This is a genomic window from Roseixanthobacter psychrophilus (assembly GCF_043195195.1).
Classification (GTDB): Bacteria; Pseudomonadota; Alphaproteobacteria; order Rhizobiales; family Xanthobacteraceae; genus NCEH01.
Genome location: NZ_JBAFWT010000027.1, coordinates 63797 through 78474, shown reverse-complemented (window position 1 = coordinate 78474; position 14678 = coordinate 63797). Strand labels below are relative to the sequence as shown.

Below are 14678 nucleotides of genomic sequence, written 5' to 3'. Positions count from 1 at the left end.
AGTGCTTCAGTTCTCAACGCCGCGGAGGCGACCATGTCCAGTTCGCTCCTGTCCACCTCGCTATTGTCCCTGCCGCTGTTTGGTCTCCTGGTCCTGGCGGGTGCGGCGATGATGTTACGGGCGCGCGCCGCACGCCCGCAGCCGGTTCGTGTGCGCGCTTCGCGTGAGCGATTTCCGCGCTGACATCGAGGGTACCTCTTCCGGATCTCGTGCCGCGGGCGTGCGCGCCGGCGGCACTGGCGTTTCTTGCAGTAGGTCCTCTTCCCGCCTCGCAGCGCTTTTTGCCCTCGCCGTTTCTGCCCTAAGCGTTCCCGAGATCGCACGCGGCCAGCCTGCTGGCGCCGTTCCCTTAGTGTTCGCGGGTGAACAGGTGCGTCTTGTCCGCGTCATCGGCGGCCTCGATCATCCCTGGAGTATCGTTTTTCTGCCCGACGGCCAGTTCTTGGTGAGCGAGCGGCCGGGGCGCCTGCGCGTGGTGTCGCGCGAAGGCCGCGCGGGGCCACCCATTTCCGGCCTGCCTCGGCTTTATGCGCGTGGACAGGGCGGGCTTCTTGACCTCGCCATCGACCCCGCCTTCGCCGAGAACCGCTGGATTTATTTCAGCTATGCCGAGCCGCGTCCGGACGGCGCGGGGACGGCGGTGGCGCGGGCCCGCCTTTCCGACGATCTGCGCCGGTTGGAGCGCTTGGAGGTCATTTTCCGCCAACTGCCCTCCGGGACCTCCAACAATCACTTCGGCTCGCGGTTGGTGTTCGCCGACGACGGCACCTTGTTCGTCACCTTCGGCGACCGCTTTACGTTGCGAGATCAAGCCCAAGATTTGTCCAGCCTGCTCGGCAAGGTGGTGCGGATCAACCGGGACGGCAGCATTCCGGCCGACAATCCATTCCTCGCCCGGCCAGGCGCGCGGCCGGAGATCTGGAGCTATGGTCATCGTAATGTGCAGGCTGCAGCGCTTAATCCAGAAAGCCGTGCCCTCTGGACCATCGAGCACGGCGCGCGTGGCGGCGACGAGGTGAACATTCCCGAGTCCGGCAAGAATTACGGATGGCCGGTCATCACCTATGGCGTCGATTATTCCGGCGCGCGGATCGGCGAGGGCACGAAGAAGGCCGGCATGGAGCAGCCGGTCTTCCATTGGGACCCGTCCATCGCGCCCTCTGGTGCGGCTTTCTATTCCGGCCCGCTGTTTCCAAGATGGCAGGGCAGCCTGTTCGTGGGCGCGCTCGCCGACATGTCGCTGGTGCGCCTCACCCTAGACAAGGCGGTAGTGACCGGCGAGGAGCGCTTGCCGTTGGATAAGCGCATCCGCGACGTCCGCATGGGTCCGGATGGCGCCTTGTGGCTCGTCACCGACGCCGACGACGGCGAGGTGCTGCGGCTCGTCCCCGCCAACTGACCTCTCGGTCAGAACTTCTGGAAGATGAAGAACGCCCCGAGCGCGATGAAGCTGAACCCCACCGCATGGTTCCAGCCAAGCGGCTCCTTGAGATAGAGCACTGAAAATCCCGCGAAGACCACCAGCGTGATGACCTCCTGAATGGTCTTGAGCTGCGCGGTGGAATAGCTCGCCGAGCCGATGCGATTGGCGGGCACCGCGAGGCAATATTCAAAGAATGCGATCCCCCAACTCGCTACGATCGCCAGCAGAAGCGGCGCCGATTTGTATTTCAGATGGCCATATCAGGCGAACGTCATGAACACGTTGGAGGCGACCAGCAGCAGGATGGGCATAATCGCGGCAGCGGAAATCGGCATGAGTGGGTCCGAACCAATCGAGGCAGGCCGGCACAGGCCGGATTCAGCCATGATAATGAGAACATACCGTCCCAGCAGCGGTTTCACGCCCCAGGCGCCGCAGGCCTCTCGACGCGCGCCGCATCGCCATCTTCGGCGCATTGCGCGCCAGGACGCTGGTATCCCGCCTCCGAGCGCCTGGAACGGGAGGCCGGGCTATTGCCCGGCCGAACCGGAATCCGGTTGTGGGATCACCCGCACGGGGCGCCGTCCGGGCTGCTCGGCGGCGGGCGCAAGCGGGGCGGTGGAGGTCGAGGGGACAGTGTCGAGCGGTGCCGTCGTCGGCCGAGAGGGCGTTGCTGCGGCCGCCTTGCCCTTGGCGCCTGCGGAGGCGGGATCGGTCGCGGGACGCGGCTGGGACATTTCCTTCGCCTGCTCCTCGGTCACCAGAATGTCGCCCTTCTGCAGCGTCGAGGAATCCTCCAGGCCCGAGAGCGCCTGAGACCAGGATTGGCCCGGCGCGCGGCACGAGCACGAAGGCACCAGCTGCTTGCGGTACAGCAACGCCGTCGGCAGCGACATATAGGGCTTGCCGTTGATCGAGGTGGCCTGCTGGATATCCTCGCCGGGGTTCCGGTAGCTAAACAATTGCGCTTCCGTGGCCGGACACAGGCGCCGGCACAGTGCATCGTCCGTGGCGAAGCGCGAGGGAACTGTGGCGTAGGAAATCGGGAAATAGAAGCCGTCGCAGCTGCGCACGCACACGGTGCGGTAGGTGGAGGACTTCGGCAGCTCCATAGGCGCCACGTCCAGGCCGGGGCCGCCTTCCTCGGGCTCGTTGTTGATCGGGCCGCCGAACAGGGCTTCGAAGAAATTGCGTTGGCGCGGCGGCGGTCGCTGGGCCTGCCCGGCACCGCTGAGAGCCTGGGCTGCCGCGCGATACTGCTGGCCGCAATTGTTTTGCGCCAGGGCGAGGATCAATTGTCGACGCTGGCCTTCCTGGTCCCCGCTTCCACGCTCGATGCTGGCGATCGACGCACGCAGGCGCGAGATCTGATCGTCGATGGCATCGCACTGTGGCGGCCGCGGCGGACCCTGGAAGATGAAGAAGCCGCGCGGCGCGTCGCAGCTCATCTGTTTTGCTTGCCCGTTCAGCCGGTCGAGGTCGCTGCGCATGCGCGTCAGCTGTGCCGCACGGCCGCCATTGGGATCGTTGCCGCCACGGTCCAATGAGGCAAGGGCGCCTTCCAATTGGACGCAGCTGGGCCCTGCACCCTGGCTCGCGCCACCCTGGGCGCCGTAGCTGGGCGGAGGCGCGCCATAGCTTTGTCCAGGGGCCTGCGCCAGCGCGGGGCTGGCCATGAGGGCCACGCAAAGGCCGAACATGCGAACCGATTTCATTCTCTACCCTGTTCGGACCCACCCAGGCCGATCACCAAGCGCGGTTATAGCGCCATTCGAGGGGGGCAATGGTGACGAAAGTTTGATCGCTGCCGGAAAAGCCGCCTCACGAGCGACCGCGCATGCGAATGTTGAAGCTGTCGAAGGAATATTCCGCGATTTGCCACCACAGCAACTGTTCGGAGCGGATGCTGATCAAGCTCTCCAGCGCTTGCTTGAAACTCGGATTTTGAGAAGCAAGCGTGTTGTACAGCTCGAACGACGCCTTATAGCCCGCCTCCATGATCGGAGTGGAAAAGGCGCGCAGTTCCGCACCCTGCTGCACCAGGCGACGGAGGGCGGGCGGGTTCACCGCATCGTATTTCGCCAGCATCCAATTGTTGGCGGCCTCGCATGCATTGCTAAGGATGGCTTGGTAGTGCTTGGGCAGCTTTTCCCACTGCCCCTTGTTGATGAGGAGGTGCAGCATGGCCCCGCCCTCCCACCAGCCGGGGTAATAATAATATTTCGCGACCTTCACGAGGCCGAGCTTTTCGTCGTCATAGGGGCCGACGAATTCCGCCGCGTCGATGGTGCCGCGCTCGAGCGCCGGGTAGACGTCGCTCGGCGGCAATTGCTGCGGCACCACGCCGAGTTTAGCCAGCACTTGGCCGCCGATCCCACCGATCCGGAACTTCAGGCCCTTCAGATCCTCGATGGTATTGATTTCCTTACGGAAAAATCCGCCCATCTGGGTGCCGGAATTGCCCATGGGAATGCCGAGCGTGTTGTACTTGGCGAGCACGCCATTGATGATGTCGGCGCCGCCGTTGAAAAACCACCAGGAATGCTGCTGGCGCGAGTTGAAGCCGAACGGCACGCCGGTTCCGAATGCGAGCGTCGGATCCTTGCCAATATAAAAATAGGTCGCGCTCTGCGCGCATTCGACGGTGCCGTTCTGTACCGCATCCAGCGCCTGAAGGCCCGGCACGATTTCACCGGCCGGGAAGGTCTGAATCTGAAACTTGCCATCGGTCGCCTCGCTCACCATTTTCGAGAGCGTCTGGGCGGTGCCGAAAATGGTGTCGAGCGAACGGGGGAACGAGGAGGTCAGACGCCACTTCACTTCAGGCTGGCTTTGCGCCAGCGCGGGTGCGGCAAGGGTTGTCGCTGCTGTCGCGGCGAGCGCGGTGGAAGCGCCGAGAAAGCGACGGCGGGCGGGATCCATGGTGACCTCCTGGGCGTCTCGTTGGTACGTCCTGGTTCGGGCGTCTTGATTTTATCGCGGGAGAGGTGTCACGACGGGGCGGTGGCGTCAATCGCGTCGTCTGCTCGCCGCATCGCGCCATCGCGATCCTGTTCCTAGTGAAGGATATGCTTATGTTTCGGCCGATCTGGATCGCTGTCCTGCTGGCTTTCGCCTTCGCCGCTCCTGTCGCGGCGCAGGAGCCCGATCTCATCTTCAAGAAGTCGACAGTGTGGAAATTCCTCACGCCGGACGACAAGCTCGCCGTCTATGGGATCGACGATCCGGTGGTCTCCGGCGTCGCCTGCCATTACACGACGCCTGAAAAAGGTGGTCTTTCCGGAATGGTGGGCATGGCTGAGGAAGTCTCGGACATTTCCCTCGCCTGCCGGCAGATCGGCCCGATCTCGTTCACGAAAAAGTTCGAGCAGGGTGACGTGGTGTTCCGTGAGAGCCGGTCCTTCTTCTTCAAGAAGATGCAGATCGTCCGGGGCTGCGACGTGAAACGTAATGTTTTGATCTATATGGTTTATTCCGACAAGCTGATCGATGGCAGCCCGAAGAATTCGACCTCCACCGTGCCGATCATGCCCTGGGGCACGACGGGCGAGGTGCTGCGCTGCGCGGATTTCCTGAAATAGGCTCCCGTCACCCGCTGAAGCACGCCGGCTCAGCGCGTGCAGGTGATCGCGACCACGGCGGGGCAATTGCTCCCCGTGCAGACGGCGCGTGGGGTTTGAGTGCTGGCGATGGGGACGATGCCGCTGGCATCGGCGACCCGACCAAAATCCAGGGCGCGGGAATAATTATGGGTGCGGCACCAAGCGGTTGCGACCTGTTCGCCGCACCGCTCGCCGTTGGCGAGGCACATGTCGACGCCATAGGCGTCGGAGTTCTCGATCAGGAAGATTCGCGTCTCCGCCGACGCTGCGCTCGAAAAGAGCATGAGGGCGGCGGCCAGAAGCAAAGCGGGTTTGTGCATGGGCAGGTCGGGGACCTCTGAGGGACCTTACGGCCTGCGGAGATGTCAGGCGCGGGGGCCACAGGAATGACGCGTGAAACCGGGACGCGATACCAAAGCGGCCTTGGCATAGCCGCGTCGCAGCATTTCGGTCAAGCCTCCCGTTGGGAGTATGGAAATTGGGTGGAGGCCCGAGAAAGCGGCTGCCTTCGGGCGAAATTCGGCTTGACGCTCACGCCAACGCCTCCCATTGTCCCGCGCCATGAACGGCCAGATTTCAGCGCGTCTTCGCGCCCGCCTGTCGATTATCTGCGGTTAGCCCGAATAGCTGGCCGCGGCCGTCCTTTGCTGCACCCCTCTTGAGGAGTTTGGACGCCCCGGCCGGCACCGGAGCGGCGTTTGCGCGTCCTATATAAGGTCCAAAGGGGAGCACACGATCCATGGAGCTGCGGCTCTACAATACCCTGACCCGGTCGAAAGATCCGTTCCGGCCCATCGATTCCGCCAATGTGCGGATGTATGTGTGCGGCCCCACGGTCTACGACCATGCCCATATCGGCAACGCGCGGCCGGTGATCGTTTTCGACGTGCTGTTCCGCCTGCTGCGGCGCGTGTACGGCGCGGCCCATGTCACCTATGTGCGCAACATCACGGACGTGGACGACAAGATCAACACGCGCGCCGCCGATCGCGGCATCTCCATCCGCGACCTGACCGAGGAGACCTACGACTGGTTTCGCAAGGACACGGCGGAACTGGCCTGCCTTCGCCCGACCGTGGAACCACGCGCGACCGAGCATATCGCGGAGATGAAGATTCTCATCGAGCGGCTGGTGGCCTCCGGGCATGCCTATGTCGCCGAGGATCATGTCCTGTTCAACGTGCCGGCCATGCCGGACTACGGCCGCCTGTCGCGGCGGCCGCTGGACGAGATGATCGCCGGCGCGCGCGTGGATGTGGCGCCTTACAAGCGCGACGCCATGGACTTCGTGCTCTGGAAGCCGAGCGCCGAGGGCGTGCCGGGCTGGGCCTCGCCCTGCGGCATTTCCACGCCGGGCCGGCCGGGCTGGCATATCGAATGCTCGGCCATGTCGTGGAAGCACCTCGGCGAGACCTTCGACATCCATGGCGGTGGCATCGATCTCGTGTTCCCTCACCATGAAAATGAGATCGCCCAGTCGCGCTGCGCCTTCGACAGCGGCGTCATGGCGCGGGTATGGATGCACAACGGCTTCCTGATGCTGGAAGGCGAGAAGATGTCCAAGTCGCTGGGCAATTTCGTCACCATCCGGGAACTGCTGAACGACTGGCCGGGCGAAGTGCTGCGCCTCGCCATGCTCTCCACCCATTATCGCCAGCCCATCAACTGGACCCGCCAGGGCATCGGCTTTGCCGCCAAGACACTGGACAAATGGTATCGCATCATCGGTGATGAGCCGGCTGAGACTGAGGATGAGAATCCGTTCGAGGCTGAAATCGCCGAGCGGCTGGGGGACGATCTCAACTCGCCCTCCGCCATCACCCACCTGCACCATCTCGCCGAGGTGGCGGAGGACGTGGACACGTCGTCAGCGCTGAAGCGCCGGTTCAAGGCGGCGGCCAATCTCATGGGCCTGCTGCAGGAAACCGAGAGCGAATGGCGCGCCCGCCAGACCCATGGCGCGGCCGTGGACGCGGCAATGGTTGAGGAATTGATCGCTGCCCGGATCGCCGCCCGCAAGGCCCGCGACTTTGCCGCGGCGGATCATATCCGCGAGCAGCTTGCCTCGAAGGGGGTGGTGCTGATGGACAATAAGGACGGAACCACGTCTTGGGAGATCGCGCGATGACCGCAAAGACTCCTGACGCCCTGCCACGCCCGGCTCTGCGGCCGTTCCTGCCGTCCGACACCGAGGTCTTGGCGGCAATTTTCCGCGCTTCCATCGAGGAATTGACCGCCGAGGATTACGACAGCGACCAGCAGGACGCCTGGGCCGGCACCGCCGATGATGAGGCCGCGTTTGGCGCGCGCCTCGGCGGAGAACTGACGCTGGTGGCGACCATGGACGGTGTCCCGGTGGGCTTCATCGCGCTGAAGGGCGATGACCTCATTGATTTGCTTTATGTCCATCCCGTCGTGGCGGGGAAGGGGGTCGGCACGGTGCTGTGCGAGGCCGCCGAGACCATCGCCAAAGCGCGCGGCAAGGAAACGCTCGCCGTCGATGCCAGCGACAACGCCCAGCGCTTCTTCGCGCGGCGCGGCTACGTGCCCCAGCGCCGCAATACGGTCACGCTTGGCAATGCCTGGCTAGGAAATACCACCATGCAGAAGACGTTGCCGGAGCTTAAGGCCAAGTCGTCGTGACCACGGGCCGGCAGGCGGCGCATGAGCGGCTCTGTCGGTTTTGCCCTCCTGCGTGACGCGGCAAAGAGGCGTGGATGTCTCTGACCCTGCGCGCCGTCACGGCGGTGGTGCGACGATCATATGGGGCACTCACGCCGATAAATATTACCGGCGCGGCACAGTTTCAGGTTTCCCCACTCGTGGCTCACATGCCTTCGATGGCCGCATTCGCGCCTGGGGCATGCAGCTCGACGTCTTTCATTTCGGCGGCCGCCGCCTGGAGCATCGGCAGGATCTGGCCTGCATCCTCGGCCACCAGAACGTTCACCGGTGCCGTTCCCCGGATGAAGGCGTTCGCCCGCATATGATCCAGCAGCGAGAGGAATGGGTCCCAGAAGCCGGCGATATTGGCCACCAGGATCGGCTTCCTGTGCTGACCGAGCTGTGCCCAGGTGAGCTGCTCCACCAACTCTTCCAGCGTGCCGACGCCGCCCGGCAGGGCAACAAAGGCGTCCGCGCGCTCGAACATCAGCTTTTTGCGCTCGTGCATGTCGGTGGTGACGATGAGTTCACCTCCATGGTCGAAGGCCCGTTCGCGGGAAATGAGGAATTGCGGGATGATGCCGGTGACCTCTCCACCGTTGCGGGCGACGGCGGTGGCGACTTCTCCCATCAGCCCGACGCCGCCGCCGCCATAGACGAGGCGGACGCCGCTGCGGGCGAGGATTTCACCGAATCTGCGGGCTTCCTCTACGAAGATCGGGTCCGAACCCGGCGAGGAACCGCAATAGACGCACACGCTTTCGATACGTGCCATGGGGCCTGCTTTGGTATGCTTGTTCACTGTGTCTCACTTGGCCGACGTTAGTCGCCGGCTCCTTCAAATTGATGATGCGCCACGACGAAATCGTGACGCGGAAGAAAACAACGCCTTCGCCTTGTTTTGGTTCGGATCATCGTTTATCGGCGATGGCCGATGACAAACGATTTTCCTTCCTCCTCCCAGTCGAAGCAGCTTGCGCTGCAGCTTCGGGCCCTTGCGCATCCGGTACGCCTCAAGGTTTTGGAAACCCTGGCGCGCCACGAGACCTGCATGTGCGGCGAAATCGTTGCCGGCTTGCCTCTGGCGCAATCGACCGTGTCGCAACACATAAAGGTCCTCGCGGAAGCGGGCCTGATCCGCGCGGAAGCGGACGGACCGCGGTTCTGCTACTGCATCGATCACGAGGCGCTCGACGCCCTGCAGGGCCAGCTCAAGGGCCTGTTCGCGGCCCTTGCCCCCTCCAGCATGGCCGTGCCAACGGCAGCGCTTCTAAATAAGTAGGTTTTGATGTCCGATACTTCAACGTCCCGCGCGACACGGGAGAATACCCGCGGCGCCTTCAAGGCAGTCGCGGCCGCCGGCGGCGCGCTGACGAAGACAGTCGCGGCCCTGTGGCCATACCTTTGGCCACAGGATCGTGCCGATCTCAAGGCGCGGGTTGTGGCGACAAGCGCCCTCATCGTGCTCGCCAAGCTCGCCACGATGGCGGTGCCGTTCTTCTTCAAATGGGCCACCGACGCGCTCACCTCGCGGCCGGACGGGCAGGGCGACATCGACATCGCCTGGTTTCTCGCCGCCCCGGTGCTGCTGACGCTGGCCTATGGCGGTGCGCGGCTGGTGATGGCCGGCATCACCCAATTGCGCGACGGCATCTTCGCCAAGGTGGCGCTGCATGCGGTGCGCAAATTGGCGCTCCAGACCTTCGAGCACATGCATGCGCTCTCCCTGCGCTTTCATCTGGAGCGCAAGACCGGCGGGCTCACCCGCGTGCTGGAGCGTGCCCGTGAGGGGATCGAGACCATCGTGCGCATGCTGGTGCTCCAGCTTGCACCGACCGTGCTGGAAATGGTGCTGGTGCTGATCGTCCTCGCCTTCGCCTTCGACTGGCGCTATGTGGCCGTCGTGGCCGTGACGGTGGCGCTCTACACGTGGTTCACCTATGCCGCGAGCGAGTGGCGCATCCAGATTCGCCGAGACATGAACGAGAGCGACACCGAGGCCAACACCAAGGCCGTGGACAGCCTGCTCAACTACGAGACCGTGAAATATTTCGGCGCCGAGCGCTGGGAAACCCAGCGCTACGACCGCTCCGTCGCGCGCTATGAGAATGCCACCGTGCGCACCTTCACCTCGCTGGCGTGGCTGAACGCGGGGCAGGCGGCGATCTTCACGCTGGGGCTGACCTCCACCATGGTGCTGGCGGCGTTCGACGTGCGCTCGGGCCGCCAGAGCCTGGGTGGCTTCGTCATGGTCAATGCCATGATGATCCAGCTTTACCAGCCGCTGAACTTCCTCGGCATGATCTATCGCGAGATCAAGCAGGCCATCGTCGATATCGAGGCCATGTTCTCCGTGCTCTCGCGTGATCCCGAGATCGAGGACAAGGAGAGCGCCGGTGCGCTCGCGGTGAACGGCGGCACGGTGCGCTTCGAGAATGTGCGCTTCTCCTATGAGAACGACCGCGAGATCCTGAAGGGCATTTCCTTCGAGGTGCCCGCGGGGCGCACGGTCGCCATCGTCGGGCCCTCGGGCGCGGGCAAGAGCACGATTTCGCGCCTGATGTTCCGCTTCTACGATGTGAAGAGCGGGCGCATCACCATTGATGGGCAGGACATCCGCGACGTGACGCAGGAGAGCCTGCGCGCCGCCATCGGCATGGTGCCGCAGGATACCGTGCTGTTCAACGATACCATCGCCTACAATATCCGCTACGGCCGGCAGGATGCCTCCGAGGCCGAGGTGGAGGAGGCGGCGAAGCTCGCCCAGATCGATCCCTTCATCCGCGCCATGCCCAAGGGCTACAAGACCGAGGTGGGCGAGCGCGGGCTGAAGCTCTCCGGCGGCGAGAAGCAGCGCGTCGCCATCGCCCGTACCATCCTCAAGGCCCCGCCGATCCTGCTCCTCGACGAGGCGACTTCGGCGCTGGACAGCCACACCGAGAAAGAAATCCAGAACGCGCTGGAGCGTGTTTCGGAAGGCCGCACCACCCTTGTCATCGCCCATCGCCTCTCTACCGTGATCGGCGCCGATGAGATCCTTGTCCTTTCGCAAGGCACCGTGGCGGAGCGCGGAAGCCATGCCGAGTTGTTGGCGAAGGGCGGTCTCTATGCCGCTCTCTGGCGCCGCCAGCGTGAAGCGGACGATGCTCGCGAGAAGCTCGCGGCGGCGCAGGAAAGCGACGCCCCGGTCCTCGACAAGGAAGGTGTGCCGCCGGTGCGGCTGGTGGATCACCATGAAGATGAGGCCAGCTCGGCAGCGTGAAGGCAGGCCTTTGCGGGCCGAGATCGCGTTCCCATTTGACGGCGGGGCAGGGGGTGACTACCTGTTTCCTCCGCGCCCCGAACGCGCGGCCTGATCTGGAGACTTGAGTGTCCATCGTCGCGTCCGTCCGCAAGAGCCTCGTTCCCATCCACCGAGAGGGCTATCCCTTCATCGCCATCGCGGTGGTGATCGCGCTCGGCCTGCTGATGGTCTCCACCTTCTTCGGCATGATCGCGCTGGGGCTCGCCCTGTGGACGACCCTGTTCTTCCGCGATCCGCCGCGCGTGACCCCGCTGCGCGAAGGGCTCGTCGTCGCGCCCGCCGACGGCACGGTGTCGCAGATCTCGCTCGCCATCCCGCCGCGCGAACTCGACCTCTCCGACACCCCGCTGCTGCGGGTGTCGATCTTCATGAACGTGTTCAACGTGCATGTGAACCGCGCCCCGGTTTCCGGCCGCATTGAGCGCGTGGCCTACAAGCCAGGCATCTTCCTGAATGCCGATCTCGACAAGGCGAGCGAGGACAATGAGCGCAACGGCCTCGTGTTCCGCACCGCCGCCGGCCCCATCGGCTGCGTGCAAATTGCCGGGCTGATCGCACGCCGCATCGTGTGTTTCGTGCGCGAGGGCGAGGAAATGGGCGCCGGCGAGCGCTTCGGCCTGATCCGCTTCGGCTCACGGGTCGACGTGTATCTCCCGGTCGGCACACGGGTGCAGGTGGCCGAAGGCCAGCTCGCCACGGCGGGAGAGACGATCATCGCCGATTTCGCCGCGCCGGGTGCGCGCGACACCGCCTATCGCGTGAGCTGAGGCAGATATGGCCGGACCCCTTCCTCCGCTCGATCCCCACGGTGCGCCGCCTGTGTGGCGACTGGGCAAGATTCCAGTGCGGGTGCTGCTGCCCAATCTGGTTACCCTGCTCGCCTTGTGCTCCGGCCTTACCGCCGTGCGCATGGCGATCGAGGGGCGGCTGGAGCTGGCGCTCGCGGCGATTGTGTTCGCCGCCATCCTGGACGGCGTGGATGGCCGGCTTGCGCGCGCTCTGAAGGGCACCTCGCGCTTCGGCGCGGAGCTGGACAGCCTCGCCGATTTCGTCAATTTCGGCTGTGCGCCGGCGCTGATCCTCTATCTTTGGGGCCTCGACACGGTGGGCTCCATCGGCTGGCTGGTGGTGCTGATCTTCGCCATCTGCGCCGCGCTGCGGTTGGCACGCTTCAATGTGATGCTGGACGATCCCAACCGGCCGGCCTTTGCCGCCGACTTCTTCACCGGCATCCCTGCTCCCGCCGGGGCGATCGTGGCGCTGCTGCCGGTTTATCTGGACCTGCTCGGCCTGCCGCGCGGCGCGGCGACCGCGCCGGTGGCGCTGGTTTACTGCCTCTGCATCGGCCTGCTGATGATCTCCAAGGTACCGGCCTATTCCGGCAAGACCCTGGGCAAAAGGGTACGGCGGGACATGGTGCTGCCGCTGTTCGTTGTGGTGGCCATGTTCGTCGGGCTGCTCGCGAGCTATCCCTGGACGGTGCTTGCGGTGTGCAGCCTGATATATCTGGCGTTTCTGCCCGTCTCGTTTCTGCGCTATCGCCGGCTCATGGCGGCCCATCTCGCGGACACCGACAGCGCGGCGCACCGGCCCTGACGTCTTGGGGTATGGGATAAAAGTCGGTGGCTCCCTTGCCGTCGCGCCACAAGCGGTTGCGTGGCAGTCATCCCATTTGTAGGATGTTCATCTAAATCCAATATGGCGCAGATGCATGCAATGGCGCCATATGTGACTAATTTTTATGCAAAAAACAGTTTTCAGCTTGGCTCCGAGCGGAAAAATTGCAGCATAATTAATTGAATAAAAAAGACTTTTAAAAAATCGTATGCAATTGGCACGTCCCTTGAATGAGGAAGCGCAGGCACGCTTTCTCAGACGGGGATACCAAGCATGAATCGTCGCGAGTTTCTCAAAACCGCTTCCGTGACTGCAACCGCCAGCGCGGCGGGTGTGGCGGCGCCAGCGGTGTTCTCTTCCGCCCAGGCACAGGCGCGGTCGGAAACCTTGCTCATCGTGTCCGAGAGTGGCCCGAACAATCTGGACGTGCAGGGCGTTGGCACCAACGTGCCCGGCTATGAAGTGAGCTGGAACTGCTACGATCGCCTCATCACCCATCCCATGAAGGATGTGAACGGCACGCCCTATTACGACCGCGACAAGATCGAGGGCGAACTGGCCGAGGATATGAACCTCGGCGACATGTCCGCGACCTTCAAGCTGAAGAAGAACGCGACCTTCCAGGACGGCACGCCGGTGACCGCCAAGGACGTGAAATGGTCCATGGACCGGGCGGTGAGCGTCGGCGGCTTCCCCACCTTCCAGATGAAGGCCGGCTCGCTGGAGAAGCCGGAGCAATTCGTCGTCGTGGACGACCACACTTTCCGCGTCGATTTCCTGCGCAAGGATCGCCTCACGATCCCCGATCTCGCGGTCGTGGTGCCGTGCATCATGAATTCCGAGCTGGTGAAGAAGAACGCGACGGCTCAGGACCCATGGGGCCTGGAATATGCCAAGCAGAACACAGTCGGCTCCGGCGCCTACAAGGTCACCAAATGGACCCCCGGCACCGAGGTCGTGTTCGAACGTAACGACAAATGGGTCGGCGGCCCGATGCCGAAGATCAAGCGGGTGATCTGGCGCATGGTGCCTTCCGCCGGTAACCGTCGGGCGCTGTTGGAGCGTGGCGATGCCGACATCTCCTATGACCTGCCCAACAAGGACTTCGTCGAGCTGAAGGACAGCGGCAAGCTGACTATTATCTCAACGCCCTATTCCAACGGCCTGCAATATATCGGCATGAACGTCACCAAGCCGCCCTTCGACAACCTGAAGGTCCGGCAGGCTGTCGCCTATGCCATTCCCTATCAGAAGATCATGGATGCGGTTCTGTTCGGCCTCGGCAAGCCCATGTTCGGTGCGGCGCCGGGTGGAGTGAAAGAGGCGGTGTGGCCGCAGCCTGCACCCTTCACAACCGATCTCGCCAAGGCCAAGCAATTGCTCACCGAGGCCGGCTATCCCAACGGGCTTGAGACCACCATTTCCTTCGATCTCGGCTTTGCCGGAGTCAACGAGCCGTTGTGCGTGCTTCTTCAGGAAAATCTGCAAGAACTGGGTATCAAGACCACCATCAACAAGATCCCCGGCGCCAACTGGCGCACGGAGCTGAACAAGAAAGAGCTGCCGCTCTTCACCAACGTGTTCTCTGGATGGCTGGATTATCCCGAATACTTCTTCTTCTGGTGCTATCACGGGCAGAATTCCGTATTTAACACCATGAGCTACAAGTCCGCCGCCATGGACGCCTTCATCGACGGCGCCCGCAGTGCCGCCGCGAACGGCGACAAGACGGCCTATGATGCGGACGTGAAGGGAATGATCGACCTCGCCTTCGCCGACGTGCCGCGCATTCCGCTGTACCAGCCCTATGTGAACATCGCGATGCAGAAGAACGTGACCGGCTACGAATACTGGTTCCATCGCCGGCTGGACTATCGCTCTTTTGTGAAGGGGTGATTTCTCCACCGGAGACCTCCCCTCTCTAACCCTCTCTCACAAGCGGGAGAGGGGGGCACCGACAGAGCGGGCAGGAGACAGTCGCGCCACAAAACACCGACGCATTCCCTCTCCCGCTTGCGGGGGAGGGGTGGGGTGGCGCCGCAGGCGGGCATTCATCCCGCATCAGGTC

At 63.6% G+C, this 14678-nt stretch carries 14 protein-coding genes and 1 pseudogene; 10 read left to right on the top strand and 5 right to left on the bottom strand.

Features of this window, described 5'->3' with window-relative positions:
- Together V5F77_RS20230 and V5F77_RS20225 are read left to right on the top strand one after the other, a co-directional pair.
- Window positions 1–183, top strand: a 183-nt coding sequence (locus V5F77_RS20230; RefSeq protein WP_429007145.1) for a hypothetical protein, incomplete at its 5' end; no start/stop codon positions are given.
- A 37-nt stretch (window positions 184–220) separates the two neighbouring features.
- Window positions 221–1399: a PQQ-dependent sugar dehydrogenase gene (locus tag V5F77_RS20225; RefSeq protein WP_429007150.1), complete on the top strand. Its 1179-nt coding sequence runs from the start codon at window positions 221–223 to the stop codon at window positions 1397–1399.
- 8 nt (window positions 1400–1407) lie between these two features.
- Here the strand turns inward: V5F77_RS20225 and V5F77_RS20220 are convergent.
- From V5F77_RS20220 to V5F77_RS20210, 3 genes and pseudogenes are all read right to left on the bottom strand, one after another.
- Window positions 1408–1758: pseudogene (locus tag V5F77_RS20220) on the bottom strand (DMT family protein).
- A gap of 195 nt (window positions 1759–1953) precedes the next feature.
- Window positions 1954–3138 carry a DUF2865 domain-containing protein gene (locus V5F77_RS20215; RefSeq protein ID WP_429007144.1) on the bottom strand — a complete coding sequence of 395 codons (1185 nt, stop codon included), beginning with the start codon at window positions 3136–3138 and terminating at the stop codon, window positions 1954–1956.
- Between the two features lie 106 nt (window positions 3139–3244).
- A complete protein-coding gene (locus tag V5F77_RS20210) occupies window positions 3245–4345 on the bottom strand; it encodes a TRAP transporter substrate-binding protein (protein WP_429007143.1) in 1101 nt (366 codons plus the stop codon).
- Window positions 4346–4497: 152 nt separating this feature from the next.
- Here V5F77_RS20210 and V5F77_RS20205 point away from each other — a divergent pair, with 152 nt between their 5' ends.
- Window positions 4498–5004: a CreA family protein gene (locus V5F77_RS20205; RefSeq protein ID WP_429007142.1), complete on the top strand. Its 507-nt coding sequence runs from the start codon at window positions 4498–4500 to the stop codon at window positions 5002–5004.
- 29 nt (window positions 5005–5033) lie between these two features.
- On the opposite strand, the gene V5F77_RS20200 is transcribed toward V5F77_RS20205, so the two are convergent.
- The gene (locus V5F77_RS20200; RefSeq protein ID WP_429007141.1) at window positions 5034–5345 is read right to left on the bottom strand and encodes a hypothetical protein; all 312 of its coding nucleotides are present in this window, start codon (window positions 5343–5345) and stop codon (window positions 5034–5036) included.
- A gap of 419 nt (window positions 5346–5764) precedes the next feature.
- Between V5F77_RS20200 and cysS the strand changes: the two genes are divergently transcribed.
- Window positions 5765–7153 (top strand): cysteine--tRNA ligase, encoded by a 1389-nt coding sequence (gene cysS / locus V5F77_RS20195; protein ID WP_429007140.1) that lies wholly within the window; start codon window positions 5765–5767, stop codon window positions 7151–7153.
- Entirely contained in the window at window positions 7150–7668 is a 519-nt protein-coding gene (locus tag V5F77_RS20190; RefSeq protein ID WP_429007139.1) for a GNAT family N-acetyltransferase, read from the top strand. The genes cysS and V5F77_RS20190 overlap by 4 nt, the downstream gene beginning before the upstream one ends.
- A gap of 184 nt (window positions 7669–7852) precedes the next feature.
- On the opposite strand, the gene V5F77_RS20185 is transcribed toward V5F77_RS20190, so the two are convergent.
- Window positions 7853–8464: an LOG family protein gene (locus tag V5F77_RS20185; RefSeq protein WP_429007138.1), complete on the bottom strand. Its 612-nt coding sequence runs from the start codon at window positions 8462–8464 to the stop codon at window positions 7853–7855.
- A 159-nt stretch (window positions 8465–8623) separates the two neighbouring features.
- Here V5F77_RS20185 and V5F77_RS20180 point away from each other — a divergent pair, with 159 nt between their 5' ends.
- From V5F77_RS20180 to V5F77_RS20160, 5 genes are all read left to right on the top strand, one after another.
- A complete protein-coding gene (locus V5F77_RS20180; protein ID WP_429007137.1) occupies window positions 8624–8971 on the top strand; it encodes an ArsR/SmtB family transcription factor in 348 nt (115 codons plus the stop codon).
- A 6-nt stretch (window positions 8972–8977) separates the two neighbouring features.
- Window positions 8978–10951, top strand: coding sequence for an ABCB family ABC transporter ATP-binding protein/permease (locus tag V5F77_RS20175; RefSeq protein WP_429007136.1), 1974 nt, complete (start codon window positions 8978–8980; stop codon window positions 10949–10951).
- Between the two features lie 107 nt (window positions 10952–11058).
- Window positions 11059–11760, top strand: a complete 702-nt coding sequence (locus tag V5F77_RS20170; protein WP_429007135.1) for a phosphatidylserine decarboxylase — start codon at window positions 11059–11061, stop codon at window positions 11758–11760.
- Between the two features lie 7 nt (window positions 11761–11767).
- Entirely contained in the window at window positions 11768–12589 is an 822-nt protein-coding gene (gene pssA / locus V5F77_RS20165) for a CDP-diacylglycerol--serine O-phosphatidyltransferase (RefSeq protein WP_429007134.1), read from the top strand.
- 294 nt (window positions 12590–12883) lie between these two features.
- Window positions 12884–14506, top strand: a complete 1623-nt coding sequence (locus tag V5F77_RS20160; protein ID WP_429007133.1) for an ABC transporter substrate-binding protein — start codon at window positions 12884–12886, stop codon at window positions 14504–14506.
- The last annotated feature ends 172 nt before the right edge of the window (window positions 14507–14678 follow it).

Bases quoted from the DNA above. Each gene is read 5' to 3' on its own strand.
- V5F77_RS20180 (WP_429007137.1), top strand. From the start codon at position 8,624: ATGACAAACGATTTTCCTTCCTCCTCCCAGTCGAAGCAGCTTGCGCTG.
- V5F77_RS20190 (WP_429007139.1), top strand. From the start codon at position 7,150: ATGACCGCAAAGACTCCTGACGCCCTGCCACGCCCGGCTCTGCGGCCG.
- pssA (WP_429007134.1), top strand. From the start codon at position 11,768: ATGGCCGGACCCCTTCCTCCGCTCGATCCCCACGGTGCGCCGCCTGTG.
- cysS (WP_429007140.1), top strand. From the start codon at position 5,765: ATGGAGCTGCGGCTCTACAATACCCTGACCCGGTCGAAAGATCCGTTC.
- V5F77_RS20175 (WP_429007136.1), top strand. From the start codon at position 8,978: ATGTCCGATACTTCAACGTCCCGCGCGACACGGGAGAATACCCGCGGC.
- V5F77_RS20215 (WP_429007144.1), bottom strand. From the start codon at position 3,138: ATGAAATCGGTTCGCATGTTCGGCCTTTGCGTGGCCCTCATGGCCAGC.
- V5F77_RS20210 (WP_429007143.1), bottom strand. From the start codon at position 4,345: ATGGATCCCGCCCGCCGTCGCTTTCTCGGCGCTTCCACCGCGCTCGCC.
- V5F77_RS20185 (WP_429007138.1), bottom strand. From the start codon at position 8,464: ATGGCACGTATCGAAAGCGTGTGCGTCTATTGCGGTTCCTCGCCGGGT.
- V5F77_RS20160 (WP_429007133.1), top strand. From the start codon at position 12,884: ATGAATCGTCGCGAGTTTCTCAAAACCGCTTCCGTGACTGCAACCGCC.
- V5F77_RS20205 (WP_429007142.1), top strand. From the start codon at position 4,498: ATGTTTCGGCCGATCTGGATCGCTGTCCTGCTGGCTTTCGCCTTCGCC.
- V5F77_RS20200 (WP_429007141.1), bottom strand. From the start codon at position 5,345: ATGCACAAACCCGCTTTGCTTCTGGCCGCCGCCCTCATGCTCTTTTCG.